Genomic DNA, 25,793 nt, shown 5'->3' with positions numbered 1-25,793 from the left:
TTTCTACTGCGTGTGTGTCTATCTAGAACACGCGAAAGGCGGACCCGCTTCCCGAAACCGGGAAGAGAGGTCCGCCCTCGCAGAACTCGCTCGACGAGCGCCTAGTCAGTCGGAAGGACGACTCAGGCGACCGGAACGATGTTCACGACCTTGCGGCCACGGTGGGTACCGAACTCCACCGCACCGGCGTCCAGCGCGAACAGGGTGTCGTCCTTGCCGCGGCCGACGCCCGAGCCCGGGTGGAAGTGGGTGCCGCGCTGGCGGACCAGGATCTCACCGGCGTTGACGACCTGACCGCCGAAGCGCTTCACGCCGAGCCGCTGAGCATTGGAATCGCGACCGTTCCGAGTGGACGATGCGCCCTTCTTGTGTGCCATCTTGTCTCAGTCCCTTACTTCGCAGCCGTGGGGATACCGGTGATCTTGATCGCCGTGTACTGCTGACGGTGACCCTGACGACGGCGGTAGCCGGTCTTGTTCTTGTAGCGAAGGATGTCGATCTTCGCGCCCTTGTGGTGGTCCACGACCTCGGCCGTGACCTTGATACCGGCCAGCACCCACGGGTCGCTGGTCACGGACTCGCCGTCGACAACGAGCAGGGTCGAGAGCTCGACCGTGTCGCCAACCTTGGCGGTGGAAATCTTGTCAACCTCAACGATGTCGTCGACAGCAACCTTGTGCTGGCGACCACCGCTGCGCACGATGGCGTACACGCGGATCTCTCTCTCGCTCGGAACGGGTCCCCCGCAGTCCAGCCGCCGCAAGAAGCGAGCGGCCTCTCTCATGGCACAGGCCACGGGAGGAAAAAGGTTTACGAGGGGCGGACGTGCATAGGAACACGCCGACGGTCAAGGTTACGGGGCCGTTCCCGGAGGGTCAAACCGGCCCCGTACCCCCGCTCACGTGGTCGGTCACGCGGTCGGCTTCTCACCGTCCGGCGGCAGCGGCTTGACGCCCTTGCACAGGTCGGTCTTGTCGGCGCTGCCGGGCCAGGCCACGGCCCGCGTGCGGTCGAAGTGGGCGCGGTAGGTGTTGTGCACCGAGTCGTCGTCGACCTTCACGATCGCCTCGTCGTTCTCGCGCAGGGCGGGCGCCGTGTAGTTCTGCGAGCCGGTGAAGGAGAGCTTGTTCCGCTTGCCGTCGTACATGCCGTCGATGAGCAGGTACTTCGAGTGGACGATGTAGGGCGTCGTCAGCCGGGAGCCGGGGTGCAGCGGGTCCCGGTCGTCGTTGTAGCAGCGCACGGACGGGCCGCCGGACTTGTGCAGCTGCTCCCAGGTGCCCGGGGTGCCGTTCTGGCTCTTGGCGCTGTCCGTCTCGGCGTACAGGATGCTGACCGAGCAGCCCGCCTTCTTCAGCGAGACGAGCTTGTCGGCGATCTGCTTGCGCGTGATCTTGAAGATCGCGGCGCGCACCTTGGTGTGCTGCGTCACGCCCGCCGCGTCCTTGTAGGTGCACTTCACGTTGTTCAGGACCGAGTACATGGTGTCGGTCTCGTTCACCGTGCCGTTGCGCGGGAAGAAGTACGCCTTGTAGCGGCCGCTGCTGACCGTGCGGTAGTCCCAGTCCGCCCAGCGCTTGCCGAGCATGTCCGTGAAGTAGTCCGCGTACGCGTCGTACATCGCGGGGTTGTCCGGGAGCAGCAGCGCGTCGTTGAAGAACTTGGTGTGCGCCGACGGCGTCGAGTTCGACGTGGTCTGCACGACCACGTCCCTGGCGCCCTCGACCTGCGAGAACAGCCAGAACTTGTTGTGCATGATCGACTTGCCGTACCTCGGATCGCCCAGGCAGGACTTCCCTGCCGGGCAGAGCGACACGAACGACGGCTTGCTCCTGTCCGTGCCGAGCGCCGTCTTCAGCGTGTTGTACGAGGTGTTCGTCGGCCGGTCGCTCCTGCTGGTCTCGTCGAGCAGGATCTGCACGTGCACGCCGCGGTTCTTGGCCGCCACGAGCGCGTCGACGACCGTGGCCTCCCATACGTGGTAGACCGCGACCTTGATCGTCGAGCCGGGCACGGCGGCGTTCGTCAGCTCGATCAGCCGCGTACGTATCGCGTACTGCTGGTCGGCGGTGCCCTTCGGGTCGTTGAAGATCGGGCCCTCCGTCCAGGTCGCCGCCGTCTCCGTCTCCGCCGACGCGGTTCCCACGGATCCCGCCGCCTGGAGCCCCGCCGCCGAGAGCACCGTGGCGAGCGCCACCGCCTGGCGTCCGCCCGTGACCGGTTTCGTGGCACGGTGTCGCCCCGTGCCACGCAGGCGCGCACGCGCCATCTGACATCCCTCCCCTGACGCGGACGCGCCGTCTCCCCAACCGCGCGCTCACGCCCCTGTTCATTTATCGGATCGCATGAGTTTTACAGGTGTCTCCCTGCCCTCCAAGGCGAGGGGGGCTCATTTCACGCTTTCGAGCTGCGGAAACACATGCCCCTGGACACACAGGTGTCCCTCTGCTGGACATGAAGGTGCCCCTCTGTCCGGCGGTCTCGCCGGGCAGAGGGGCACCTGTTCACGAAGCGGTCGGCTTCGCCGAAGAGGGGTCAGCCCTCGTCGGCAGCGCTCGCGGAGACGCCGGTCGGCGTCTGTTCCGCGGCCGCGGCCTTCTTCGCCGTCGCCTTCGACGCCTTCTTGGCCGTCGTCTTCTTGGCGGCCGTCTTCTTGGCCGCGGTCTTCTTGGCCGCGGTCTTCTTGGCCGTCGCCTTCTTCGCGGTCTTGCGCGCCGTCTTCTTGGCCGGAACCGCTTCCTCGACGGGGGCCTCGGCGTCCGCCTTGTCCGCGGGCTTGTCCGCAGGCTTGTCCGCCGACGGGACGACCACGACGGCCGTCTCCTCGGACGTGGTCGGCGCCGTGGCCTTGCGCACCGCACGGCGGCGCGGACGGGCCGGCGCGGCGTCGGCGACGGGCGCCTCGGCCACGGGCTCGGCCACCGGCTCGGCGACGGGCTCCGCCACCGGCTCGGCCTTCGGCGCCTCGGTTCCGACGCTCTCCGCGGCCTTCGGCGAACCGGCGGGCGACGTCGCCTTGCGGACCGCACGACGACGCGTACGTCCCTTCGGCGCGGCGTCCTCCACCGGAGCCTCGGGAGCCGCGGCAGCCGCCTCGGCGGCCTCGGGCGTGCCGACCACCGGGTCCTCGGCGGCCGGGGCCTCCGCGCGCGGGGCCTCGGCCTCGACGACGACCGGCTCCTTGGCCTCGGCCTCGGCCTTGGCGGCCTTCTTCTCGGCGGCCTTCTCCGCGGCCTTGGCCTTCTTGCCGGACTTCTTCGACACCGCCCTGGGGGCTTCGGCCTGCACAGCCTCGTCCTTCGGGGCCTCGACCGGAGCGGACTCCGCCCGCGGGGCACCGGCCGGAGCCGAGGCCCGTCGGGTCGCGCGGCGGCGCGAACGGCCACGGGAGGCGGCTGCCTCGGCCTCGGCCGCGCTGCTGTAGAGCTCCTCGTCCGGGACGAACTCGGGCTCGGGCAGGGCCACCGGAGCGGCGACCTCGGCGGCCACCTCTGCCTCGGTCTCGGTCTCCGCGGCGCCGTCCGCCGACTCCACCTCGTGCGTGTGCTCGTGACCGTGGTCCTGGTGGTCCGAGCCGCCGCGGCCGCGCTTCTTGCGCTTGCCGCCGCCACCGGAGGAGGTCGGCTGCTCCATGTGCACGATCACGCCACGGCCGTTGCAGTGCACGCAGGTCTCGGAGAAGGACTCCAGGAGACCCTGGCCGACGCGCTTACGCGTCATCTGGACCAGGCCGAGCGAGGTGACCTCGGCGACCTGGTGCTTCGTACGGTCACGTCCGAGGCATTCGAGCAGGCGCCGCAGGACGAGGTCGCGGTTCGACTCCAGGACCATGTCGATGAAGTCGATGACGACGATGCCGCCGAGGTCGCGCAGGCGCAGCTGGCGGACGATCTCCTCGGCCGCCTCCAGGTTGTTCCTCGTGACGGTCTCTTCGAGGTTGCCGCCCTGACCGGTGAACTTCCCGGTGTTGACGTCGACGACGATCATCGCCTCGGTCTTGTCGATCACCAGCGAACCACCGCTCGGCAGCCAGACCTTGCGGTCCAGGGCCTTGGCGAGCTGCTCGTCGATGCGGTACGTCGCGAAGACGTCGACCTCGGAGGTCCACTTGGAGAGGCGGTCCGCCAGGTCGGGCGCGACGTGCGAGACGTATCCGTGGATGGTCTGCCACGCGTCGTCGCCGCTGACGATGACCTTGGAGAAGTCCTCGTTGAAGATGTCGCGCACGACGCGGACGGTCATGTCCGGCTCGCCGTACAGCAGGCTGGGCGAGCTCGTCGAGGTCGCCTTCGCCTTCTTCTGAATGTCCTCCCACTGCGCCTGCAGACGCTCGACGTCACGGCGCAGCTCGTCCTCGCTCGCGCCCTCGGCCGCGGTGCGCACGATGACGCCGGCGTCCTCGGGAACGATCTTCTTGAGGATGGTCTTCAGGCGCGCGCGCTCGGTGTCGGGCAGCTTGCGGCTGATGCCGGTCATCGAGCCCTCGGGCACGTAGACCAGGTAGCGGCCCGGCAGCGAGACCTGGCTGGTCAGGCGGGCGCCCTTGTGGCCGATCGGGTCCTTGGTGACCTGCACGAGGACCGACTGGCCCGACTTCAGGGCGGACTCGATACGGCGCGGCCCGTTGGCCATGCCGAGCGCCTCGAAGTTGACCTCACCGGCGTACAGCACCGCGTTGCGGCCCTTGCCGATGTCGATGAAGGCGGCCTCCATGGACGGCAGCACGTTCTGGACCTTGCCCAGGTAGACGTTGCCGACGTACGAGGTGGCCTGCTCCTTGTTGACGTAGTGCTCGACGAGCACGTTGTCCTCGAGGACGCCGATCTGGGTGCGCTCGCCGTTCTGGCGGACGACCATCACGCGCTCGACGGCCTCGCGGCGCGCCAGGAACTCGGCCTCGGTGATGATCGGCACACGGCGGCGGCCCTGCTCGCGGCCCTCGCGGCGGCGCTGCTTCTTGGCCTCCAGACGGGTCGAGCCCTTGATGGACTGGACCTCGTCGGCGCCGGTACCGGCCTCGCGCTCCGCGTCCTTCCCACGCCGTTCCCTCGGCTCACGGACCTTGACGACCGTGCGCTCCGGGTCGCCGTCGCCCGGCTCGCCCTCGGCGGAGTCACCGGCACGACGGCGGCGGCGACGGCGCCGACGGCTGCTGCTGGAGCCGGAGGACGACTCCTGAGCCGCCTCCTCGCTCTCCTCGGCGTCCTGCTCGGCGTCGTCCGACGCGTCCTCGTCGGCCGACTGCTCGGCGGCGGTGTCATCGGCCTCGGCCGCGGCGTCGTTCTGCTCGGCGTCCTGGTCGGCGGAGTCACCGCGGCGACGGCGACGGCCACCACGACGGCGACGGCGGCCCTGGCGCTCGCCGGACTCCTCCGTGTCGTCGTCGGACTCGGCCTGCTCGGCGGCGTCCTCGACCGGCTCTGCGGGGGCGGCGGCGTCATCGGCCGGGGCGGCCTCGGCCTTGGCGGGCTCGCGCTCCTCGGCGACGGCGGGCTGCTCGTCCGCGGCGCGACGGCGGCGGCGACGGCGCGGTGCCGTCTCCTCCTCCACCACCACGGGGGCGGGCTCGGCCGCCTCCTCCTCCGCGGCCTCGGCGGCGGCCGCGGCGGCGGCGCGCTCCGGGGTCTGGAACATCGGCTCGGCGAACACCGGCGCCTGGAAGACGGCGACGGCCGGGCGGGCGGGCCTGCGGCCGCCGTCATCGGCGGACTCGTCGGCGCCCTGGGCGGCCTTGCGGGCCTTCTGCGCGGAGGGCGCGGAGAAGCCGGTGGCCGCGGTCTTGCGGGTGGCACGGCGGCGCGTGCGGCCGCGGGGGGCGTCCTCGTCCGTGGACTCGGCGTCGGCGGCGGGCGCGGCAGCGGCGGGGGCGTTGGCCTCCTCGACGGCTGCGGCCTTCTTCGCCGGCTTCTGGGCGGCCTTCTCGGAAGCCCTGTCCGTGGCCTTCGGCTCGGCGGTCTTCGCCTCGGCGGCCTTCGTCCCGGTCTGCGCCTCGGCGGAGGCGGCCGAAGCGGCGGGCGCGGACGCGCTGCGGGTGGCGCGGCGGCGCGTACGACGCGGCGCGGCCTCCTCGGCGACCGGCTCGGGCTGAGTCTCGGGCTCGGCCTTGGCGTCGGCCTTGGCCTCGGCCTTGTTCTCGCTCTTGGTGTCCGCCGCGACCTCGGCGGGGGCTTCCTCGGCGGCGGCCTGCGGCGCACCGGCGGGTGCGGAGGCGCGGCGGGTCGCGCGACGGCGCGTGCGCGGGGCGGGAGCGGCCTCGGCGGCCTTCTCCTCGGCCTTCTCGGCCTGCTCCGCGGCGGGCACGGGCGCCTCGACGGCGGGCTCCGTCGCCTCGGCGGTCTGCGGCGCACCGGCCGGCGCGGAGGCACGGCGGGTCGCGCGACGGCGCGTACGCGGGGCGGGAGCGGCCTCGGCGGCCGGAGCGGGAGCCTCGGCGGCCGCGGCCACCTCTTCGGTCTCCTCGTTCTCCTCGGCCTCTACGGCCTCGTCGTTCTCGTCGGCGGTGATGTCATCGGCGGCGGGGGCGGCCGGTATGGCCGGGGCCGCGGTCTCGGCGGTGCCGGCCGGCGGACCCGCCGGACGCGACGCGGCGCGGCGCCTGCGGCGCGGCGGCAGGGTGTCGCTGGGGGTGTTGTTCTGCGAGCCCTCAGTGGGTTCGTTCGGCTCAAGCATGCGGGCGGTTCTCCCGTCACGCTCCCGGGCGCCGCGCCTGATCCGGTGATGTCCGCGGCCCTCGCCTGTTGCGCGGGGCCGCCATCCGGGGGCGTGGGCGCCGCACGGGAGCTCTCTATGTCTTGTCTCGCCGGTTCCGTACGCCCATGTGCGGACGGCCTGGCGAAAGTCTCGGTCAGTGCGCTGCCCGACCCAGGTGGCTCCCGAGTACGAGGGCGGCGCGTTGACGTACGTCCTTTAGCGGGGGCCTTCCGGCGCCGGCGCCTTCGCGGCGGCAGATACGGCGGCCGTGGGTGGTGCGGCCGTGACTGCCTCGCGGTCGGGCGCGAGCGGGTCGGTCACCGTGCCGGTCTCTTCATCGAAAAGCCCCTGCGCCAGCCTGGTCACCGCTGCGGGGACCGGCGGCGCCAGGTCGGCCACAGCTCGGAGACCGGACAGGACGTCGTCAGGTCGTACGGCAGGTGTCACGTGCCGAACAACCAGCCGCAGTATCGCACAGGGCTTGTCGGTCGGCCTATCAGTGTCGTGAGCGGTCGCCTCGCCGTCGGGGACGGCCGCGAGGCTCACGACGGCCTCGCGCGCGTCGAAGGTGCGCATGCCGTTCTTGGTGCGGCGCTGGACCTCGACCTGCTCGGCGGCCGTGAACGCCTCGGCGGCGCGCTGTGCCTCAGCAGGCTCCACGCCGTCCAGGCGCAGCTCCCAGATGGAGGCGGTCAGCCGGTCGGCGAGCCCGGAGGTACGGGACTCGACGGCGTCGACGATGTCGAGCCCCGCGGGCATCGACTCGTCGAGGAGCTCACGGAGCTTCTCCGGGTCGCGCGGCGCGGTGAGCGCGATCTCCAGGTACTCGGCCTCACTGCCTGTGCCGGTGGGTGCGGCATTGGCGTACGACACCTTGGGGTGCGGTGTGAACCCCGCCGAGTACGCCATGGGCACCTCGGCGCGGCGCAGCGCACGCTCGAAGGCGCGCTGGAAGTCACGGTGGCTGGTGAACCGGAGGCGGCCGCGCTTGGTGTAGCGCAGTCGGATGCGCTGCACCGCGGGTGCGGGCGGCGGGCCTTCGGGCTGTCGCTTGCCCAGTGTCGTTCAGTCCTTCGTGAGTGCGGTCGTACTGCTACCTAGAGTACGTGTCCCCGGCGTGTCCGGTTCCCGCCGGGCCATCGGTACGGGGGTCGGCTCGCCGGCCGCGGCCGGTACCGGGACCCGCTCCTTCGGTGCGCCGAACAGCATGCGGCGCACGTCGGCCCGTGCCTGGCGCACGCTCTCCCGTGCGGAGGCGAGGGCCTGCCGGGTCGCGCGGCCGACGCTCTTGAGCGCCTGGGCGGTGGGCCGCAGCACTGTGTCACGGACCACATGCCCGACGGGCGTGAACACCGACCGGTACACCCACCGCACCGGCTCGACGAAGATCCACCTCAGGAGCTTGCCGAGGAAGCGGCCCACGACCAGGGAGATGTGCCCGGCGATGCGCCAGGCATGGCCGATCGCGTCGGCGATCTCCCGCGCGACGACGGCGATCGCCCGCCCGATCGGCGTGAGCACCCACCGCCACACGGCGACGGCGGGGACGACGAAGATCCAGCGACACAGCGTCGTGACGACCGTCCACAGGCCCCGCGCCAGCCAGGCGATGCCGTGTCCGATCGGGGTCAGCACGCGCGCGTACAGCCATACCGCGGGCACCACGAGCAGGACGTGGCCCAGCCAGGCGAGCGCGATGCCGACCGGCACGACCACGTACCGCCAGAGCCCCACCCAGGGCCACACGAAGAGCGCCTTGAACAGCCACGTCAGGGCGATGCCGATGCCGTGTCCGAGGGGCGTCAGCACGCGCGCGTACAGCCACACCGCGGGTACGACGAACAGAACCCGGCCCAGCCAGGCGATGCCGTGTCCGATCGGGGTCAGCACGCGCGCGTAGAGCCATGCCGCGGGGTCCACGACCAGGACCCGGCCCAGCCAGGCGAGTCCCTTGCCGACCGGCACGAGCACGTACCGCCAAAGGCCCACCCACGGCCACACGAACGCGGCCTTGAACAGCCACGTCAGGACCGTGCCGATGCCGCGCCCGACCGGCCGCAGCGCCCTGAGGTACACGAAGCGGCCGCACACGGCGAGCGCGTCCCACACCAGGCGCACCGGCACGACGAGGACGAGGACGACGATCCGCACCGGAAGGCGGACAGCGACGGCGAGACACCCCTCGGCCTGCGGGGGTGCGGCGGGCAGTGGCTGCTCCACTTGCGGCTGCGCGAGGTGCGAGGGGTGCTCCACCTGCGGCCGCGCGGGGCGCGGCGGCCGCTCGACCTGCTGGTCGGGCCGCTTTTCGAGGTCCATGTCGTCCTAGACGCGTGCGGTGTCGGTTCGGATCCAGTAGCGGAGCTTTCCGCCCCGCTCGTCCTCGAAGGCGCCGCCCGCGGCCTCGATGACCTTGCGGGATCCGGTGTTGTCGGTGTCGCAGGTCACCAGGACGGATTCCAGGCCGAGTTCGGCGGCGTACGGCAGACAGGCCCGGAGCATCTCGGTGGCGTGGCCGCGGCGGCGGGCGGTGGGGCGTACGTCGTAGCCGATGTGGCCGCCGTACTCGCGAAGGAAGCGGGTGGCGACGGTGTGCCGGACGGAGATGCGGCCCACGTAGTTCGCGCCGTCGGCGTACCAGAGCGTGGTGACGGGGACGCCGAGCGGTTCGGCGGGGTGCGCGGCGGCGCGGACCTCGGCGACGTAGGCCGCGAAGACACCGGGGTCCCGCCACCTTCCCGCGTAGTCGCGCAGGGTGTGGCCGAGCGTCGTGTCGTCGTCCGGGCCGCCGCGCCCCTCGGCCCGGAACTCCTCCATCGCGGCGATGAAGGAGTGGTGCACCAGGCCCGAGGGCGGGGCGAGTCGAGGCACTGCCAGGTGTCTCGGTTACTTCACGACCGTGAGCGGCAGCAGCTTCTTGCCGGTCGGGCCGATCTGGATGTGCGTGTCCATCTGCGGGCACACGCCGCAGTCGAAGCACGGGGTCCAGCGGCAGTCCTCGACCTCGGTCTCGTCGAGGGCGTCCTGCCAGTCCTCCCAGAGCCAGTCCTTGTCGAGACCGGAGTCCAGGTGGTCCCAGGGCAGGACCTCTTCGTACGTGCGCTCGCGCGTCGTGTACCAGTCGACGTCTACGCCCATCTCGGGCAGCGTCTTGTCGGCACAGCGCATCCAGCGCTCGTACGAGAAGTACTCACGCCAGCCGTCGAAGCGGCCGCCGTCCTCGTAGACGGCGCGGATGACGGAGCCGATGCGGCGGTCGCCGCGCGAGAGCAGGCCCTCGACGATGCCGGGCTTGCCGTCGTGGTAGCGGAAGCCGATCGAGCGGCCGTACTTCTTGTCGCCGCGGATCTTGTCGCGGAGCTTCTCCAGACGGGCGTCCGTCTCCTCGGAGCTCAGCTGCGGGGCCCACTGGAACGGCGTGTGGGGCTTGGGCACGAAGCCGCCGATCGACACCGTGCAGCGGATGTCGTTCGATCCGGAGACCTCGCGGCCCTTCTGGATGACCTTCGTCGCCATGTCGGCGATCTGCAGGACGTCGTCGTCGGTCTCGGTGGGCAGGCCGCACATGAAGTACAGCTTCACCTGACGCCAGCCGTTGCCGTACGCGGTCGAGACGGTGCGGATGAGGTCTTCCTCGGACACCATCTTGTTGATGACCTTGCGGATGCGCTCGGAGCCGCCCTCGGGAGCGAAGGTCAGGCCCGACCGGCGGCCGTTCCTGGTCAGCTCGTTGGCGAGGTCGATGTTGAAGGCGTCGACGCGGGTCGAGGGGAGGGACAGACCGATCTTGTCCTCCTCGTACCGGTCGGCGAGGCCCTTGGCTACCTCCGCGATCTCCGTGTGGTCCGCGGAGGACAGCGAGAGCAGGCCGACCTCCTCGAAGCCGGTCGCCTTGAGACCCTTCTCCACCATGTCGCCGATGCCGGTGATGCTTCGCTCCCGCACGGGGCGCGTGATCATGCCGGCCTGGCAGAAACGGCAGCCGCGGGTGCAGCCGCGGAAGATCTCCACGGACATGCGCTCGTGGACGGTCTCGGCGAGCGGGACGAGGGGCTGCTTGGGGTAGGGCCACTCGTCGAGGTCCATGACGGTGTGCTTGGACACGCGCCAGGGCACCCCGGACTTGTTCGGCACGACGCGGCCGATGCGGCCGTCCGGGAGGTACTCGACGTCGTAGAACGCGGGTACGTAGACCGAACCGGTCCTGGCCAGGCGGAAGAGGACCTCCTCGCGGCCGCCGGGGCGGCCTTCCGCCTTCCAGGCGCGGATGATCTCCGTCATGTCGAGGACGGCCTGCTCGCCGTCGCCGATGATGGCGGCGTCGATGAACTCGGCGATCGGCTCGGGGTTGAAGGCGGCGTGGCCTCCGGCGAGCACGATCGGGTCCTCGACGGTGCGGTCCTTGGACTCCAGCGGGATGCCCGCGAGGTCCAGGGCCGCCAGCATGTTGGTGTAGCCGAGCTCGGTGGAGAAGCTGAGCCCGAAGACGTCGAAGGCCTTCACCGGGCGGTGGCTGTCCACCGTGAACTGCGGGACCTGGTGCTCGCGCATCAGGGCTTCCAGGTCCGGCCACACGCTGTAGGTGCGCTCGGCGAGGACGCCCTGGCGCTCGTTGAGTACCTCGTAGAGGATCATGACGCCCTGGTTGGGCAGCCCCACCTCGTACGCGTCCGGGTACATGAGCGCCCAGCGGACGTCGCACTCGTCCCAGTCCTTGACGGTGGAGTTGAGCTCCCCTCCGACGTACTGGATGGGCTTCTGCACATGCGGGAGCAGCGCTTCCAGGCGTGGGAAGACGGACTCGACAGGCATCGCGGTGTCTCTCATGAGCTGGCAGGGGTGACCATCAAGCGTACCCCGGCCGTCAGCCGCCCAGCGCCGCCCGCAATTTCCCCCGGGACGCCTCGGCCCACACCCCCGGCAGTTCCCGCTCCCGGTCGGCGGCGGCCGCCTCCTCCTGGCCGTACAGAAGTCCCCAGGTGAAGGCGGACTCCCCCGCCAGGTGCGCCTGGATCGCCAGGGCGCGCAGGGCCTCGCGGGCGACCACGCTGTCCTGGTGGTCGCCGAGCACGGTCTGCACGGCCTTCATCCGCTTCGCGAACCGCTTGGCGGGCTTGCCGAGCGCGGGGGTGGCCGCCTCACCCGCGTACCGGGCGCGCTTGGCGGCCTTGCGGGCGTCGTGCATGGCCGCGTCGCGCTCCTGTCCCGGCGGCAGCACGAGGGCGTGCTCGACGCGGGTGGCGAGGCGGGCGTAGTCCTTGAGGATCGACTTGGGCAGGGCCTCGGCGGGCGGCGTGGCGGCTCCGGAGCGCAGCGGGGGCGCCGCGAGGAGGGCGTCGAGCGTGTCCAGGAGCGCGAGGTACCGCTTGCCGTCGAGCACGGCCACGGTCCTGCGCCGGGAGCCCGCGCGGCGGGCGACGGTCCAGATGCGCAGCCGGCCGCGCACGGGGCCGAGGAGGAGGGTCCTCGGCACGGCGGAGATGCGGGACGTGAGCCGCTCGGTGAGGACCTCGCGGTCCCGGTCGACGCCCAACTCGCCCGCCAGCCACTTGAGTTCCTCGCCCACCGGGTCGGTGACCGTGCGGTCGAGGATCTTCCGGTACGTCTTGAAGGCGCTGCGCATGCGCCGGGTGGCGACCCGCATCTGGTGCACGGCGTCGGGCAGGTCGCGGCGGACGGCGGGGTCGAGCGAGACGATCGCGTCGCGCTGGGCGCGGAGGTAGCCGAGGACGTGGTCCCCCGCGGTCGCGGCCCCCTCGCCGACGGCCTCGCGCACCGCATCGGCCACGGCCTCGCTCTTGCCGGCCTTCGCCCCGCCGCCCGTGCCGACCTCGGTCCTTGCCTTCTTCGCGGCGCGCTTCTTCTGGGTGCGTTCCTTGGGTGCGCTCTCCTTGGGTGCGCTCTCCTTGGGTACGCGCTCCTTCGGCGCGGTCTCGGACAGCGCCCTGGCCAGCTTCGACGACGAGGAGGAGCGCCGTGCGCCCGCCTTCTTCAGCTTCTTCTCGACCTTGTCGAGGAGTGCCGGGTCACCGTCGTCCGCCAGTTCGACCTCGGCCTCGGACCACGCGGCGGTGCCCTCCCCTCCGGTGAGCCGCTCGGCCCGTACGCCGTCGACGCTGACCTCGGCGAGCAGGGCGCCGTCCGCGTCGACGAGGTGGCGCAGGTCGCGTGCGGACAACAGCCGGACGATCGGGACGAGTTCGGCCTCGCGGACCCGGGAGCGCACCAGACCGAGCAGAGCGCGCGGCACCCCGGCCGACAGCGGCGCCCGCACCTCGTCCCGCACGCCGTCGGCGAGCGACACCGGCAGCTTCAGGTGCCAGCCCGCGTCGTCACCGCCGGTGCGGCGGCGCAACGTGATCGAGGCGGCGGCGAGACGCTGGTCGAGGGTGTCCCAGTAGACGGCGTCCAGTTCGACGACGCCTTTGTCGACCACGTCCGCGACCCCGGGAACGCCGGTCAGATCAGGCAGCGCCGCGTCCGCCTCGACCTCGTACTTCCGCTCGATCTCGCGCTTGGTCTCCGCCATGAACCGAATCTAGACGCGAATCAGCGCGCTGGGCAGCCCCGCGACGGCACCCAGCGGAGCGGCTAGGCCGACATCGGCCGTTGGACCTTGATCGACTGGAGCAGGCCGACGGCCACCCAGACCGCGAACATCGACGTGCCTCCGTACGACACGAAGGGCAGCGGGAGACCTGCCACCGGCATGATGCCGAGCGTCATGCCGATGTTCTCGAAGGACTGGAAGGCGAACCATGCGATGATCCCGGCGGCGACGATCGTGCCGTACAGCTCGGTCGTCTCGCGCGCGATCCGGCAGGCGCGCCACAGGACGACGCCGAGCAGGACCAGGATCGCGCCCGCGCCCACGAAGCCGAGCTCCTCGCCCGCGACCGTGAAGACGAAGTCGGTCTGCTGCTCGGGGACGAACTGTCCTGTGGTCTGCGAGCCCTTGAACAGGCCCGTGCCGGTCAGGCCGCCCGAACCGATCGCGATGCGCGCCTGGTTGGTGTTGTAGCCGACGCCCGCCGGGTCGAGCGCGGGGTTGGCGAAGGCCGCGAAGCGGGCGATCTGGTAGTCGTCCAGGACGCCGAGCTGCCATATGGCGACGCCACCGGCGACGCCCGCGCCGACCAGGCCGAAGACCCAGCGGTTGGAGGCGCCCGAGGCGAGCAGGACGCCGAGCACGATCATCGCCATCACCATGACCGAGCCGAGGTCGGGCATCAGCATGACGATCATGATCGGCACGGCGGCGAGGCCGAGTGCCTGCACGACCGTGCGGTGGTCGGGGTGTTCCTTGTCGCCCGCGTCGACGCGGGCGGCGAGCAGCACCGCCATGCCCAGGATGATCGTGATCTTGCAGAACTCGGACGGCTGGAGCGACTGGCCCGCGATCACGATCCACGCGTGGGCGCCGTTGATGGTCGCGCCGAGCGGGGTCAGGACGAGCAGCACCAGGAAGACCGAGACGCCGTAGAGGATCGGCACCGCGGTGCGCAGCGTGCGGTGGCCGAGCCAGACCGTGCCCGCCATCAGGGCGAGGCCGATGCCGATGTTGATGACGTGCTTGATCAGGAAGGCGTACGGGTCGTCACCGACGAGCTCGGTGCGGTTGCGGGTCGCGGAGTAGACGAGCGCGGAGCCGATCGCGGAGAGCGCGAGGGCGGCGAGGAGCATCGGCCAGTCGAGCCGGCGCACCATCGAGTCGCGGGCCAGGAGCCGGGACATGCTGGAGCGCTCGGGGCCGTATCCCGAGACGGAGAAGCCATTGTTCATGGTCATGGGCGCAGCCCATTCGTTGGAAGGGTGGTGGTGGGAGACGGGCGGGCCATGGGCTAGTCCCGCCTCCAGTTGGCCGTGGGACCGGCCGCGAGTTCCTGCTGCTCGGCCGGCGGCTTGGGCGCCTCGGGCTTGTACGGCTTGATCTTCGGGGAGTCGATGGAGCCGTCGGTCTCGATCTTCGGCAGGTTCTTCTGCGGCTCGGGCAGGAGCGCCTTCTTCTTGTCCTGGTTGCCGTTCTCGTCCAGGCCGTAGATCGCGTCGTAGATCTTGCGGACGGCGGGGCCCGATGCGCCGGAACCCGTACCGCCCTGGGAGATCGTCATGACGATCGAGTAGTCCTTGGTGTACGTCGCGAACCACGAGGTGGTCTGCTTGCCGTAGACCTCGGCGGTACCCGTCTTGGCGTGCATCGGGATCTTGTCCTGCGGCCAGCCGCCGAACCGCCACGCGGCCGTACCGCGCGTCGCGACGTCCGCGAGCGCACCGTCTATGTCCTTGCGCAGCTCGGCGTTCATCGGCAGCTTGCCGTGCGACCTGGGCTCGATCTCCTGGACCTGCTTGCCGTCGGCGCTGATGATCGCCTTGCCGACGGTGGGGTCGTAGAGGGTGCCGCCGTTGGCGATGGCGGAGTAGATCGTGGCCATCTGGATCGGCGTGACGAGGGTGTCGCCCTGGCCGATGGAGTAGTTGACGGAGTCACCGGCACGCATCTTCATGCCTTCGAGGCAGTTCTCGTACGCGATGCGCTCGGCGTAGTCGCCGCTCTTCTTGCCCTGCTTGCACCAGGCGTCCTTGTTGGCCTTCCAGTAGTCCTTCTTCCACTGGCGGTCGGGGACGCGGCCGCTGACCTCGTTGGGGAGGTCGACGCCGGTCTCCTTGCCGAGGCCGAACTGGTGGGCGGTCTTGTAGAACCAGTCCTTGGCGTCCTTCTTGGGCTTGTTGCCGCCGTCCTTGGCCCACTGGTCGTGGCTGAGCTTGTAGAAGACGGTGTCGCAGGAGACCTCCAGGGCCTGGCCGAGGGTGATGCTGCCGTGGCCCTTGGACTCGAAGTTCTTGAAGGTCTGGCCGCCGATGGAGTACGAACTCGGGCACGGGTAGCGGTCGTTGAACTCGTAGCCCGCGTTGACCGCGGCGGCCGTCGGGATGACCTTGAAGATCGATCCGGGGGCGGCCTGGCCCTGGATGGCGCGGTTCAACAGCGGGTAGTTGGACTTCTTGCCGGTGAGCTGGGCGTAGTCCTTGCCGGAGATGCCGCCGACCCAGGCGTTCGGGTCGTACGACGGGTTGGAGGCCATGGAGACGATGCGTCCGGTCTTGTTCTCCATGACGACGACGGCGCCCGCGTCGGCCTTGTAGTTCTCCCCGGTGTTCTTGTCGAACTCGTCGCGGGCCTTCTTCATCGCGTCGTTGAGCCAGTACTCGGAGACGGCCTGCACGCGCGCGTCGATGCTGGTGACGACGTTCGCGCCGGGCTCGGCCTTGTCGGACTTGGCCTTGCCGATGACGCGGCCGAGGTTGTCGACCTCGTAGCGGGTCACGCCGGCCTTGCCGCGCAGCTGCTTGTCGTACGTACGCTCAAGACCCGAGCGGCCCACCTGGTCGGAGCGCAGGAACGGGGAGTCGGTGTCCTTGGCCTTGTTGATCTCGTCGTCGGTGACGGGCGAGAGGTAGCCGAGGACCTGCGCGGTGTTGGACTTGCCGGGCGCGGGGTAGCGGCGCACGGCGGTGGGCTCGGCAGTGATGCCGGGGAAGTCCTCGGAGCGCTCGCGGATCTGCAGGGCCTGCTTGGCGGTGGCCTCGTCGGTGATCGGGATGGGCTGGTAGGGCGAGCCGTTCCAGCAGGGCTGGGGGGTCTTGGAGTCGCAGAGGCGGACCTTGTCGGCGACGTCCTTGTAGCTCATGTCCAGGACGTCGGCGAGCTTTTCGAGGACCGCCTTGCCGTCGTCCTTCATCTTCATCAGGTCCGTGCGGGACGCGGAGACGACGAGACGGGTCTGGTTGTCGGCGATGGGCACGCCGCGGGCGTCGAGGATCGAGCCACGCACGGCGGGCTGGACGACCTGCTGGACGTGGTTGCCCGAGGCCTCCTTGGCGTACTCCTCGCCGTTGCGGATCTGGAGGTACCAGAGGCGGCCGCCGAGGGTGAGCAGGAGGGAGACGACGAGGATCTGGATGACGACGAGGCGGATCTGCACGCGTGGGGTGCGGCCCGTCTCCGGAATGTTGGTCACTTCTCCCCTCCCCTGCTGCGTCCCCTGCGGTGTCCCTCGGTGCGGTCGGCGAAGTGATGCGACCTCACAGGCGCTTGACCCCCTTGATGCGTCCGGCGCGGGCGACGCGGGCCTTGGCGGCCTTGGCCCGCAGTCCGCCGCGCTGGTTGCCGATGCGCAGTCCTGTGCCGGACGAGAGCCAGCCGGAGGAGACGTCGGCAGCCTTGTTGGCCGGGGAGTTCTCCCCCAGCGGGTCGTTCTCGGCGCGCCGCGCGAGCGCGATGATCAGCGGCACGGTGAAGGGCGCGAGCAGCAGGTCGTAGAGCGCGGCGGTGAAGAGCAGCCCGCCCAGGCCCACATGGCGGGCCGCGGTGTCCCCGACGAGGGCGCCCACGCCCGCGTACAGCAGGGTCGAGCCGATGGCGGCGCCGACGACCACGACGAGCGGCCCGGTGGCCGAGCGAAGGCGGCCGGTCTCGGGCTTGGCGAGCCCGGCGAGGTAGCCGATGACGCAGAGCACGAGCGCGTACCGCCCGGCGGCGTGGTCGGCGGGCGGCGCGAGGTCGCAGAGGAGCCCCGCGCCGAAGCCGATGAGGGCGCCGCCGACGTGGCCGTAGACGAGGGCGAGGCCGAGGACGGTGAGCAGGACGAGATCGGGGACGGCGCCGGGCAGCTGGAGCCGGGCCAGGACGCTGACCTGGATGACCAGGGCGACGACGACCAGCGTGGTGGAGAGCAGGATTCGGTTGAAGCGCATGGTCCGGTCTCCTACTGCTCGTCGCCGTTGCCGGCCGGGGGCTGTCCTGACGGGGTGGCCGTGACGGTCACCGTCGGGGTCGGCTTGGGCTTGGCGGGCTTGGGCGGCAGGACCGTGTCACGCGGGTCCTCGCGGGGCGCCTCGACGACGACGCCGACGATGTCGAGCTTGGTGAATCCGACGTACGGCTTCACGTAGACGTTGCGGGTGAGGTCGCCGCCGGACGGGTCGACGCGGACGACCTCGCCGACGGGTACGCCGGGCACGAACGGCTTGTCGGCCTGCGAGCCGAAGGTGACCAGGCGGTCGCCCTTCTTGACCTTGGCCTTGCCGTTGAGGAGCTGCACGGAGAGCGGGCGGTCGCCCTGTCCGGTGGCGAAGCCGAGCTCGTCGGTCTTCTCCATGCGGGTGCCGACGGTGAAGTCGGGGTCGTTGGCGAGCAGGACGGTCGCGGTGTCGGGGCCGACCGTGGTGACGCGGCCGACCAGGCCGTCGCCGTTCAGGACGGTCATGTCGCGCTTGAGTCCGTCCTTCGCGCCGGCGTCGATGGTGACGGTCCAGGAGAAGCCCTGGGCCGCTCCTATGCCGATGACCTCGGCGCCCTTGATGCCGTACTGCCCGGCGCCCGCCTTCTTCAGCATGCTGTCGAGCTGGCGCACACGGCTGCGGTTGCGGTCGTCGCTGCCGAGCTTGGCCTTCAACGCGGCGTTCTGCCGCTCCAGTTCGGCGATGCGGTCGTGGCGCTCGCCGGAGTCGCGGACCGCGCCGATGGCGTTGCCGATCGGGTCGACGGCCGAGGACACCCCCTCTTCGACCGGACCGAAGACCGTGGCGGCGGCCTGGCGGGCACCGTCGACCGGTGAGTCCTCGCCGCCGCGGATGTCCACCGTGATCAATGCGAACGCGATGGCGATCAGCAGCACCAGGAGCAGCCGGCTCTCTCGTGTGTCCCTCACGTGCGGCGGCGTGCCTTCCTCAATCGGATTCCGTGGAATCTGCGGGTTCCACGGGGTTCTGGGGAATTCTTATGCCTTGCCTATATATCAACGATCCGCCGCACGAGGTGGCAGGCACTCGTACGGCGGACGTTTCGCGTCAGGTCATCTGCGCGGCTGGGCGTCGAGCACCTGCTGCAACGCCTCGAACTCCTCGACACACTTGCCGGAGCCGAGCGCCACGCTGTCCAGCGGGTCCTCGGCGATGTGGATCGGCATGCCCGTCTCGCGGCGGAGCCGCTCGTCGAGCCCGCGCAGCAGGGCGCCGCCACCGGTGAGAACGATGCCACGGTCCATGACGTCACCCGACAGCTCGGGCGGACACTTGTCGAGGGTCGTCTTGACGGCGTCGACGATCGCGTTGACCGGCTCCTCGATGGCCTTGCGGACCTCGGCCGCGGAGATGACGACGGTCTTGGGCAGCCCGGAGACCAGGTCCCGGCCGCGGATCTCGGTGTGCTCGTCGGCGTCCATGTCGTACGCCGAACCGATGGTGATCTTGATCTGCTCGGCCGTGCGCTCGCCGAGGAGGAGGGAGTACTCCTTCTTGATGTGCTGGATGATCGCGTTGTCCAGCTCGTCGCCCGCGACGCGGATGGACTGCGCCGTGACGATTCCGCCGAGCGAGATGACGGCGACCTCGGTGGTGCCGCCGCCGATGTCCACCACCATGTTGCCCGTGGCCTCGTGGACCGGCAGGCCGGAGCCGATGGCCGCGGCCATGGGCTCCTCGATGATGTGCACCTGGCGCGCGCCGGCCTGCGAGGAGGCCTCGATGACGGCGCGGCGCTCGACGCCGGTGATGCCGGAGGGCACACAGACGACGACGCGCGGCCTGGCGAGGTAGCGCCGCTTGTGGATCTTCAGGATGAAGTAGCGGAGCATCCGCTCGGTGATCTCGAAGTCGGCGATGACGCCGTCCTTCAGCGGGCGCACCGCCACGATGTTGCCGGGCGTGCGCCCGATCATCTTCTTCGCTTCGGCACCGACCGCGAGGATGCCACCGGTGTTGGTGTTGATCGCGACGACGGACGGCTCGTTGAGTACGATCCCCCGACCCCTGACGTACACCAGCGTGTTGGCGGTCCCGAGGTCGACAGCCATGTCACGGCCGATGAACGACATGTTGTTCCCCATGAGGATGCGTCTGGCCTTCCCTAGTGGAGCGTGTGATGGCTTTTTAGGTAGGCGAGGTGGGTGCTGTGTGGCAGTGGAGGCTTCCATCGTAGTCTCGGCCGCACCAAGACGGCGCGAGGGTCTTCGCCATTGTCAGCAGATGATGTGCCGCCCCGCCTTTGGAGACGTGCCATCGGAGGCACGGGTTCCCCCAATTGGGGCGCATATGCCAAAGGACGGCCGAATTTCTTCGGCCGTCCCAGGTCAGGGCGGCGCCTTGCTGACGTGACGTCAGAAGCTCACGCGAGGGGCGTCAGGCGACGCCCGGGAAGAAGATCTTGAGCTCGCGCTCGGCGGACTCCTCGGAGTCCGAGGCGTGGATGAGGTTCTCGCGGACGATCGTGCCGAAGTCGCCGCGGATCGAGCCCGGCGCCGCGGCGATCGGGTCGGTCGGACCGGCAAGGGCGCGCACGCCCTCGATGACCCGCTCGCCCTCGACGACGAGCGCGACGACGGGGCCGGACGACATGAAGGCGACCAGCGGCTCGTAGAAGGGCTTGCCCTTGTGCTCGCCGTAGTGCTGCTCCAGGGTCTCCTGGTCGAGGGAACGCAGCTCCAGCGCGGAAATCGTCCAGCCCGCCTTGCGCTCGATGCGGCCGATGATCTCGCCGACCAGACCACGACGAACGGCGTCGGGCTTCAGCAGGACGAGGGTGCGCTGGCTCATGTGCGGCTCCAAGCAGTGTTCTTACGATCTTTACGATCACGCGGATGGCCCGCACGATACCGGGGGCGGCTACGCGGTGTTACCTCCGGCCTCCGCCCCGGTGCCCCGCTACGCCTCCGCCTGCTCCGCGGCCATGGCGGCGAACCTGGCCTTCGCCTCGTCGACCTTGCGGCCGAAGTGGACCGACGCCCACCACAGGCCGGCGAACACCGCGCCCATGAAGAACATCGTGGGCACCACGAAGCCGCTGGCGATCAGCGCGATCTGCAGGGCCCAGCCGAGCTGCACCCCGCCGGGCCGGGTGATCACGCCGCACAGCAGCACGCACAGGAACATGGCGATGCCGCTGACCGTCCAGACCGTGCCCATGGACAGGTCCGGGTCCTTCATGGCGACCAGACCGGCGAAGCCGATGACGAAGAACTCGCCGATCAGCGTCGAAGCACAGAGCGTACGCACAGAGTCAGCCCCTCCCCAGGAGCAGTCGGGCGTCGCCGACCGTGATGACGGAACCGGTGACCAGGACGCCGCCGCCGGCGTACTCCCCCTCTTCCTCGGCGAGGGTGATCGCGGCCTCCAGGGCGTCGTCCAGGCGCGGCTCGACCTGGACGCGGTCCTCGCCGAAGACCTCGACGGCGAGCCCGGCCAGCGTGTCCGCGTCCATCGAGCGGTGGCTGGAGTTCCGCGTGACGACGACCTCGGCGAAGATCGGCTCGAAGGCTTCGAGGAGGCCCTTCACGTCCTTGTCGTCGCTCGCGCCGACCACACCGATGAGATTGCTGAAGTCGAAGACCTCGCTGATCGCGGCGGCGGTGGCGCGGGCGCCCGCCGGGTTGTGCGCGGCGTCCAGGACGATGGTCGGCGAGCGGCGCACGACCTCCAGGCGGCCCGGCGAGGAGACCGTGGCGAACGCCTTGCGGATCGTCTCGATGTCCAGCGGGCGCGCGTGCTGCGAGCCGATGCCGAAGAACGCCTCGACGGCGGCGAGCGCCACCGCGGCGTTGTGCGCCTGGTGCTCGCCGTGCAGCGGGAGGAAGACCTCTTCGTACTCCCCGCCGAGGCCGCGGAGCGTCAGGAGCTGGCCGCCGACCGCGACCTGGCGGGCGACGACACCGAACTCCAGGCCCTCGCGGGCGACCGTCGCGTCGACCTCGACGGCCTTCTTCAGGATGACCTTGGCGGCGTCCACCGGCTGCTGGGACATGATCACCGTGGCGTCCGGCTTGATGATGCCGGACTTCTCCTTGGCGATCTCGCCGGGCGTGGAGCCCAGGCGGTCCGTGTGGTCCAGGTCGATGGGGGTGATGACGGCGACCGAGCCGTCGATCACGTTCGTCGCGTCCCAGCTGCCGCCCATGCCGACCTCGACGACGGCCACGTCCACGGGGGCGTCCGCGAAGGCGGCGTACGCCATGCCGGTGAGGACCTCGAAGAAGGAGAGGCGGTACTCCTGCTGGGAGTCGACCATCTCCACGTACGGCTTGATGTCGTTGTACGTCTCGACGAAGCGCTCGGCCTCGATGGGGGCGCCGTCCAGGCTGATGCGCTCGGTGATCGACTGGACGTGCGGCGAGGTGTACCGGCCGGTGCGCAGCTCGAAGGCGGAGAACAGGGCCTCGATCATGCGGGCCGTGGACGTCTTGCCGTTCGTGCCCGTGATGTGGATCGAGGGGTACGCGCGCTGGGGCTCGCCCAGGACGTCCATCAGCGCGGCGATGCGGCTGACGGAGGGCTCGAGCTTCGTCTCGCCCCAGCGGCCCGCGAGTTCCGTCTCGACCTCGCGCAGCGCCCTGTCCACCTCCGGGTCGGTGGGACGGGCGGGGACGTCGCCCTGGGGCGGGCCCGCCTGGGTGCGCAGGGTGCGGCTGCCCGCCTCGATCACCGCGAGGTCGGGGTCGCGGTCCGTCTCGGCGTCGATGATCTCGTCGAAGGCGTCGCCCTCGTCGTGCTGGCTGTCGTGCGGGAGGTCACTCACGTACGCCAGTCTACGGAGCGGCACCGACACTCGCCGTCAGGACCTGTCGGTGGGGACCTGCCGGGGCTTCAGGACCTTCGTCGGGACCTTGGGCCCGTCCGATTCGGGACTTTGGCCCCTCCGCTTCGGGGGGCCGCCGGGCAAACTTGGCGATCATGGACATAGGTATCGACCTCGGCACTGCGAACACACTCCTCTACGTGCGCGGCAAGGGGATCGTGCTCAACGAGCCGTCCGTGGTCGCCGTACGGGCGGACAGGGGCGGCAAGAGCGGGGTGCTCGCCGTGGGGGCGGAGGCCAAGGAGACCATCGGGCGGACGCCCGGGTCCATCACCGCGATCCGCCCGCTGCGCGACGGCGTGATCAGTGACTACGAAGCCGCCGAGGAGCTCATCCGGCACTTCGTGCGCAAGGCCGTGCCGGGACGCAGGCCCCGTACGCGCATGGTCGTGTGCGTGCCGAGCGGCGTCACACCCGTCGAGCGGCGCGCGATCGTGCACGCCTCGCAGCGGGCCGGGGCGCGGGCCGTGCACCTGGTCGAGGAGCCGATGGCCGCGGCGATCGGGGCGGGCCTGCCGGTCGCCGAGCCGCGCGGGTCGATGGTCGTCGACATCGGCGGCGGGACCACCGAGGTCGCCGTGATCTCCCTGGGCGGGATCGTCACGGCCCAGTCGCTGCGGGTGGGCGGTGACCGGCTCGACTCGGCCATCACCGACTTCGTGCGCAAGGAGCACGCGCTGCTCATCGGGGAGCGCACCGCCGAGGACATCAAGGTCGCCATCGGGTCGGCGTGGCCGGTGCCGGGTGAGGACGCCTTCGAGATGCGTACGTTCACCGTGCGGGGGCGGGAGAAGGTGGGCGGTCTGCCCAAGACCGTGGACCTCACCGCGCGCGAGGTGCGCAGCGCCCTGGACGAGCCGGTCGAGCACATCATCGCCGCGGTCAAGACGACCCTGGAGGAGTGCCCGCCGGAGCTGTCCGGGGACATCATGGAGCACGGCATCGTCCTGACGGGCGGCGGCGCGTTGCTGCCTGGCCTTGATCTGCGGCTCTCCTCCGCCACGGGAATCCCCGTGTTCGTCGCCGAGGACCCGCTGGACAGCGTCGCGCTGGGGTGCGGGAAGTGTGTGGAGGACTTCGACGGTCTTGAGCGGGTGATGTCGGCGGCGTAGGTCGCGTGGTGGGCCGGGTCTGCGCCTGGGGTTCGTCTGCGGGGCGGGGCCGCGGGGGTATGTCCGTACTCGCCATCTTTGTTGCGGGGCTTTGTTGCTGCGGCTGGGGTTGGCGTTGTGCTCGGTGCTCCGTGCGCACATACCCCCACGTCCCCTCGCGTCTCGTACGCGACTGCGGGTGGGTGGGGGGTGCTCTCACCTCTCGTACGCGACTGCGGGTGGGTGGGGGGTGCTCTCACCTCTCGTACGCGACTGCGGGTGGGTGGGGGTGCTCTCGCCTCTCGTACGCGACTGCGGGTGGGTGGGGGTGCTCTCGCCTCTCGTACGCGACTGCGGGTGGGTGGGGCGGGGGATCAGGCCAGTTCGCCCGCCGGCAGGTGTGCCGTCACCTCGTACGTCTCTCCGTGCGTGCCCGCCTCGAAGTCGCCGCCCACCGCTCTGATGCGTTCCGCCATGCCCGTGATGCCCGTGCCCGTGGAGATCGGGGCCGCGGGCGGGGCCGTGGCGGGGAGGGGGTTGCTGACCTTGATCTTCAGGCGGTCGGCCTCGATGTCCACGCGGACCTCGACCGGCTCGCCCGGCGCGTGCTTCGCCGCGTTCGTCAGACACTCCTGGACCACACGGTGGACCGCGGCCTGGCGGAGCGGTGAGAGGCGGTAGGCCGCGCCGTCGACCAGGAGTTCCACCGGGCTGCCCGCGCGGCCGCTGCGCTCGGCGAGTTCGGGGAGGGCGTCGAGGCCGGGGGTCGGGGCGCCGTCGGTGCCGCGCTGGACGATGATCTCGTTCAGCATCCGGTGCGCGCTGCGCGCCGCCTCCGAGAGCTCCTCGAAGTCGTCCTCGAAGGGGCCGCCCTCCGCCCGGCGCGCCAGCACCTGCGAACGCACGCTCAGCAGCGTCAGCTCGCGGCCGACGAAGTCGTGCACGTCCCGCGCGATGCGGGTGCGCTCCTGCTGGACCGCGTGCAGCGTGTCCGTCTCGGCGCGCTGCGCCTCAAGCGCACGGACCAGGTCCTGCCGGTTCGCCGCCACGCCGACGCCCGCCGCGAGCACGCCGATCGGGACGACCAGGCTCAGGAACGAGCTGAGCGTGTCGCCCCGGTGCGCGGGCCAGCCCGGCAGATTGAACATCACGTACGCGAAGGCGACGTACCCGATGACGCCCAGCGCCCCCGCGAGACGGCCCCGGTAGCGGCCCAGGGAGTAGAGCGCGAACTGGGCCAGCGTCAGCTCGTGCAGCCAGCCGAGGAAGAAGAGCGCGATCGCGTACGTCAGCCAGGGCACCCTGCGGCGCAGCAGCAGCGAGGCCGCGCCGACGGCGAGGGCCAGGGCGGCGAGCGTGCCGTTGAGGGAGTTGTCCGCCTCGGCGAGGCCGGGGACGTCCAGGCTCATCAGCGCGAAGGCGCTCAGGGCGGTGAGCACGTCCTGGGCCCGCGGCGCCTGGGACCAGCGCGCCGAGAGGCGGCCGGCCGTGGCCGCCGCCTGGCGAATCGCCTGGGCGGCGGACAGGTTGCGCATGTCTTCCATCATCCAAGGTCTTTCGGCCCGTTTCATCGGACCTACGTCCTTGTTTTGGTGATTTGCCGCACCTTGGGGGCACCTTGGGGGTTTGGCGCAGACCAATCCCGGCAGAGCCCCCCGGCGCGTGCACACAACGGGTGTACTTTCGGCGCGGCTGACCGGCCACAGGCCTCACCAGGGGTCAAATCGGACCATGTGGTATGCCCAGAATCCCGCCAGGCGGACCCATCAGCTCGCCGGCGACGCCGGGGTCCTCCTGTGGACCGCGCTGTGGGCCGCCGCCGCTGTCATCGCGTACCGGCTGGCCTGTCTGCTCGCCCTCCCCCGCGCCCTCAAGGAGCGCAGGGGGCCGCTGCCCCTGGTCGGCGGGCGCGTCGACACGGCGCTGCGACGCGTCGCGGGCGCCGTCGACGCCATGGACCCGGTGGCCGTCCGCACGGCCGTGGCCGTCGGCGCCCTCGCCCTCTTCGTCGTCCCCGTCGGCCTCGTCCTGGGGGTCTGGCTGCCCCGCAGGATCCGGTGGATCCGGCAGGCGGGCGCCGCCCGTGACCTCGCCGCGTCCGACGACGGCCGTGAGCTCCTCGCCCTGCGCTCCCTGCTCAGGCCGCTCGACGAGGTGGCGGGCACCGCCGCCAACATCGCGGGCGCGACCCCCGGCAGCCTCGCGGAGGGCTGGCGCAACGCCGACCCCGAGACCCTCGACGCGCTCGCCGAGGCCGAACTGGAACGGCTCGGCCTCTGCCTCGCGCCCCGTACGACCGAACCCGCCGTCCACATCGGGCGCCCCGCGGAGCCCGTCGCCGAGTCCGTTACCGAGTCCGTCGCCGGACCGGTCGGATAGGGCGGGGC

At 70.8% G+C, this 25,793-nt stretch carries 20 protein-coding genes; 2 read left to right on the top strand and 18 right to left on the bottom strand.

The genetic code is table 11. The annotated features are described in order from the left end of the window. Window positions 1-122: 122 nt before the first annotated feature. The 17 genes from rpmA to AB0B50_RS33575 all read right to left on the bottom strand — a co-directional run bounded on the left by rpmA (window position 123) and on the right by AB0B50_RS33575 (window position 22,255). Window positions 123-377 carry a 50S ribosomal protein L27 gene (rpmA, locus tag AB0B50_RS33655; RefSeq protein ID WP_010986870.1) on the bottom strand — a complete coding sequence of 85 codons (255 nt, stop codon included), beginning with the start codon at window positions 375-377 and terminating at the stop codon, window positions 123-125. 14 nt (window positions 378-391) lie between these two features. Then, a complete protein-coding gene (gene rplU, locus AB0B50_RS33650; protein ID WP_362339609.1) occupies window positions 392-712 on the bottom strand; it encodes a 50S ribosomal protein L21 in 321 nt (106 codons plus the stop codon). A gap of 198 nt (window positions 713-910) precedes the next feature. After that, the gene (locus AB0B50_RS33645) at window positions 911-2,269 is read right to left on the bottom strand and encodes a phospholipase D-like domain-containing protein (protein WP_362339608.1); all 1,359 of its coding nucleotides are present in this window, start codon (window positions 2,267-2,269) and stop codon (window positions 911-913) included. A gap of 266 nt (window positions 2,270-2,535) precedes the next feature. Continuing rightward, a complete protein-coding gene (locus AB0B50_RS33640; protein WP_362339607.1) occupies window positions 2,536-6,669 on the bottom strand; it encodes an Rne/Rng family ribonuclease in 4,134 nt (1,377 codons plus the stop codon). A 237-nt stretch (window positions 6,670-6,906) separates the two neighbouring features. Continuing rightward, window positions 6,907-7,707 carry a TIGR03936 family radical SAM-associated protein gene (locus tag AB0B50_RS33635; protein ID WP_362339606.1) on the bottom strand — a complete coding sequence of 267 codons (801 nt, stop codon included), beginning with the start codon at window positions 7,705-7,707 and terminating at the stop codon, window positions 6,907-6,909. A 48-nt stretch (window positions 7,708-7,755) separates the two neighbouring features. Next, window positions 7,756-9,006: a hypothetical protein gene (locus AB0B50_RS33630; protein WP_362339605.1), complete on the bottom strand. Its 1,251-nt coding sequence runs from the start codon at window positions 9,004-9,006 to the stop codon at window positions 7,756-7,758. A gap of 6 nt (window positions 9,007-9,012) precedes the next feature. After that, window positions 9,013-9,504, bottom strand: coding sequence for a GNAT family N-acetyltransferase (locus AB0B50_RS33625; protein ID WP_362339733.1), 492 nt, complete (start codon window positions 9,502-9,504; stop codon window positions 9,013-9,015). A gap of 69 nt (window positions 9,505-9,573) precedes the next feature. Further along, window positions 9,574-11,499, bottom strand: coding sequence for a TIGR03960 family B12-binding radical SAM protein (locus AB0B50_RS33620; RefSeq protein WP_362339604.1), 1,926 nt, complete (start codon window positions 11,497-11,499; stop codon window positions 9,574-9,576). A gap of 52 nt (window positions 11,500-11,551) precedes the next feature. Beyond that, entirely contained in the window at window positions 11,552-13,216 is a 1,665-nt protein-coding gene (locus AB0B50_RS33615; protein ID WP_362339603.1) for a CYTH and CHAD domain-containing protein, read from the bottom strand. 62 nt (window positions 13,217-13,278) lie between these two features. Continuing rightward, window positions 13,279-14,475: a rod shape-determining protein RodA gene (gene rodA, locus AB0B50_RS33610; protein WP_362339602.1), complete on the bottom strand. Its 1,197-nt coding sequence runs from the start codon at window positions 14,473-14,475 to the stop codon at window positions 13,279-13,281. Window positions 14,476-14,528: 53 nt separating this feature from the next. Continuing rightward, window positions 14,529-16,706, bottom strand: coding sequence for a penicillin-binding protein 2 (gene mrdA / locus AB0B50_RS33605; protein WP_362339601.1), 2,178 nt, complete (start codon window positions 16,704-16,706; stop codon window positions 14,529-14,531). Between the two features lie 64 nt (window positions 16,707-16,770). Next, window positions 16,771-17,442, bottom strand: a complete 672-nt coding sequence (mreD, locus tag AB0B50_RS33600; RefSeq protein WP_362339600.1) for a rod shape-determining protein MreD — start codon at window positions 17,440-17,442, stop codon at window positions 16,771-16,773. Between the two features lie 11 nt (window positions 17,443-17,453). Next, window positions 17,454-18,398, bottom strand: a complete 945-nt coding sequence (mreC, locus tag AB0B50_RS33595; protein WP_362339599.1) for a rod shape-determining protein MreC — start codon at window positions 18,396-18,398, stop codon at window positions 17,454-17,456. A 144-nt stretch (window positions 18,399-18,542) separates the two neighbouring features. Beyond that, window positions 18,543-19,562: a rod shape-determining protein gene (locus AB0B50_RS33590; protein WP_030362602.1), complete on the bottom strand. Its 1,020-nt coding sequence runs from the start codon at window positions 19,560-19,562 to the stop codon at window positions 18,543-18,545. Between the two features lie 304 nt (window positions 19,563-19,866). Next, window positions 19,867-20,280 (bottom strand): nucleoside-diphosphate kinase, encoded by a 414-nt coding sequence (ndk, locus tag AB0B50_RS33585; protein ID WP_362339598.1) that lies wholly within the window; start codon window positions 20,278-20,280, stop codon window positions 19,867-19,869. 108 nt (window positions 20,281-20,388) lie between these two features. Beyond that, window positions 20,389-20,739 (bottom strand): DUF4233 domain-containing protein, encoded by a 351-nt coding sequence (locus AB0B50_RS33580; protein WP_362339597.1) that lies wholly within the window; start codon window positions 20,737-20,739, stop codon window positions 20,389-20,391. A gap of 4 nt (window positions 20,740-20,743) precedes the next feature. Then, window positions 20,744-22,255, bottom strand: a complete 1,512-nt coding sequence (locus tag AB0B50_RS33575) for a folylpolyglutamate synthase/dihydrofolate synthase family protein (protein ID WP_362339596.1) — start codon at window positions 22,253-22,255, stop codon at window positions 20,744-20,746. Between the two features lie 155 nt (window positions 22,256-22,410). On the opposite strand from AB0B50_RS33575, the gene AB0B50_RS33570 reads away from it, so the two are divergent. Continuing rightward, window positions 22,411-23,427 (top strand): rod shape-determining protein, encoded by a 1,017-nt coding sequence (locus AB0B50_RS33570; protein ID WP_362339595.1) that lies wholly within the window; start codon window positions 22,411-22,413, stop codon window positions 23,425-23,427. Window positions 23,428-23,780: 353 nt separating this feature from the next. Here the strand turns inward: AB0B50_RS33570 and AB0B50_RS33565 are convergent, their stop codons facing one another. After that, the gene (locus AB0B50_RS33565; protein WP_362339594.1) at window positions 23,781-24,941 is read right to left on the bottom strand and encodes a histidine kinase; all 1,161 of its coding nucleotides are present in this window, start codon (window positions 24,939-24,941) and stop codon (window positions 23,781-23,783) included. Window positions 24,942-25,137: 196 nt separating this feature from the next. On the opposite strand from AB0B50_RS33565, the gene AB0B50_RS33560 reads away from it, so the two are divergent. Beyond that, on the top strand, window positions 25,138-25,785 hold the full coding sequence (locus tag AB0B50_RS33560) for a hypothetical protein (RefSeq protein WP_362339593.1): 648 nt from the start codon (window positions 25,138-25,140) through the stop codon (window positions 25,783-25,785). Window positions 25,786-25,793 lie beyond the last annotated feature (8 nt).

Source organism: Streptomyces sp. NPDC041068, assembly GCF_040647455.1.
Classification (GTDB): Bacteria; Actinomycetota; Actinomycetes; order Streptomycetales; family Streptomycetaceae; genus Streptomyces.
Note: the sequence above shows the minus strand (reverse complement) of the source record. Positions and strands in the feature narration are given on the sequence as shown.

Bases quoted from the DNA above. Each gene is read 5' to 3' on its own strand.
- rpmA (WP_010986870.1), bottom strand. From the start codon at position 377: ATGGCACACAAGAAGGGCGCATCGTCCACTCGGAACGGTCGCGATTCC.
- AB0B50_RS33645 (WP_362339608.1), bottom strand. From the start codon at position 2,269: ATGGCGCGTGCGCGCCTGCGTGGCACGGGGCGACACCGTGCCACGAAA.
- AB0B50_RS33640 (WP_362339607.1), bottom strand. From the start codon at position 6,669: ATGCTTGAGCCGAACGAACCCACTGAGGGCTCGCAGAACAACACCCCC.
- AB0B50_RS33630 (WP_362339605.1), bottom strand. From the start codon at position 9,006: ATGGACCTCGAAAAGCGGCCCGACCAGCAGGTCGAGCGGCCGCCGCGC.
- AB0B50_RS33625 (WP_362339733.1), bottom strand. From the start codon at position 9,504: ATGGAGGAGTTCCGGGCCGAGGGGCGCGGCGGCCCGGACGACGACACG.
- AB0B50_RS33620 (WP_362339604.1), bottom strand. From the start codon at position 11,499: ATGCCTGTCGAGTCCGTCTTCCCACGCCTGGAAGCGCTGCTCCCGCAT.
- AB0B50_RS33615 (WP_362339603.1), bottom strand. From the start codon at position 13,216: ATGGCGGAGACCAAGCGCGAGATCGAGCGGAAGTACGAGGTCGAGGCG.
- rodA (WP_362339602.1), bottom strand. From the start codon at position 14,475: ATGACCATGAACAATGGCTTCTCCGTCTCGGGATACGGCCCCGAGCGC.
- mreD (WP_362339600.1), bottom strand. From the start codon at position 17,442: ATGCGCTTCAACCGAATCCTGCTCTCCACCACGCTGGTCGTCGTCGCC.
- AB0B50_RS33590 (WP_030362602.1), bottom strand. From the start codon at position 19,562: ATGTCGTTCATCGGCCGTGACATGGCTGTCGACCTCGGGACCGCCAAC.
- ndk (WP_362339598.1), bottom strand. From the start codon at position 20,280: ATGAGCCAGCGCACCCTCGTCCTGCTGAAGCCCGACGCCGTTCGTCGT.
- AB0B50_RS33570 (WP_362339595.1), top strand. From the start codon at position 22,411: ATGGACATAGGTATCGACCTCGGCACTGCGAACACACTCCTCTACGTG.
- AB0B50_RS33565 (WP_362339594.1), bottom strand. From the start codon at position 24,941: ATGCGCAACCTGTCCGCCGCCCAGGCGATTCGCCAGGCGGCGGCCACG.
- AB0B50_RS33560 (WP_362339593.1), top strand. From the start codon at position 25,138: ATGTGGTATGCCCAGAATCCCGCCAGGCGGACCCATCAGCTCGCCGGC.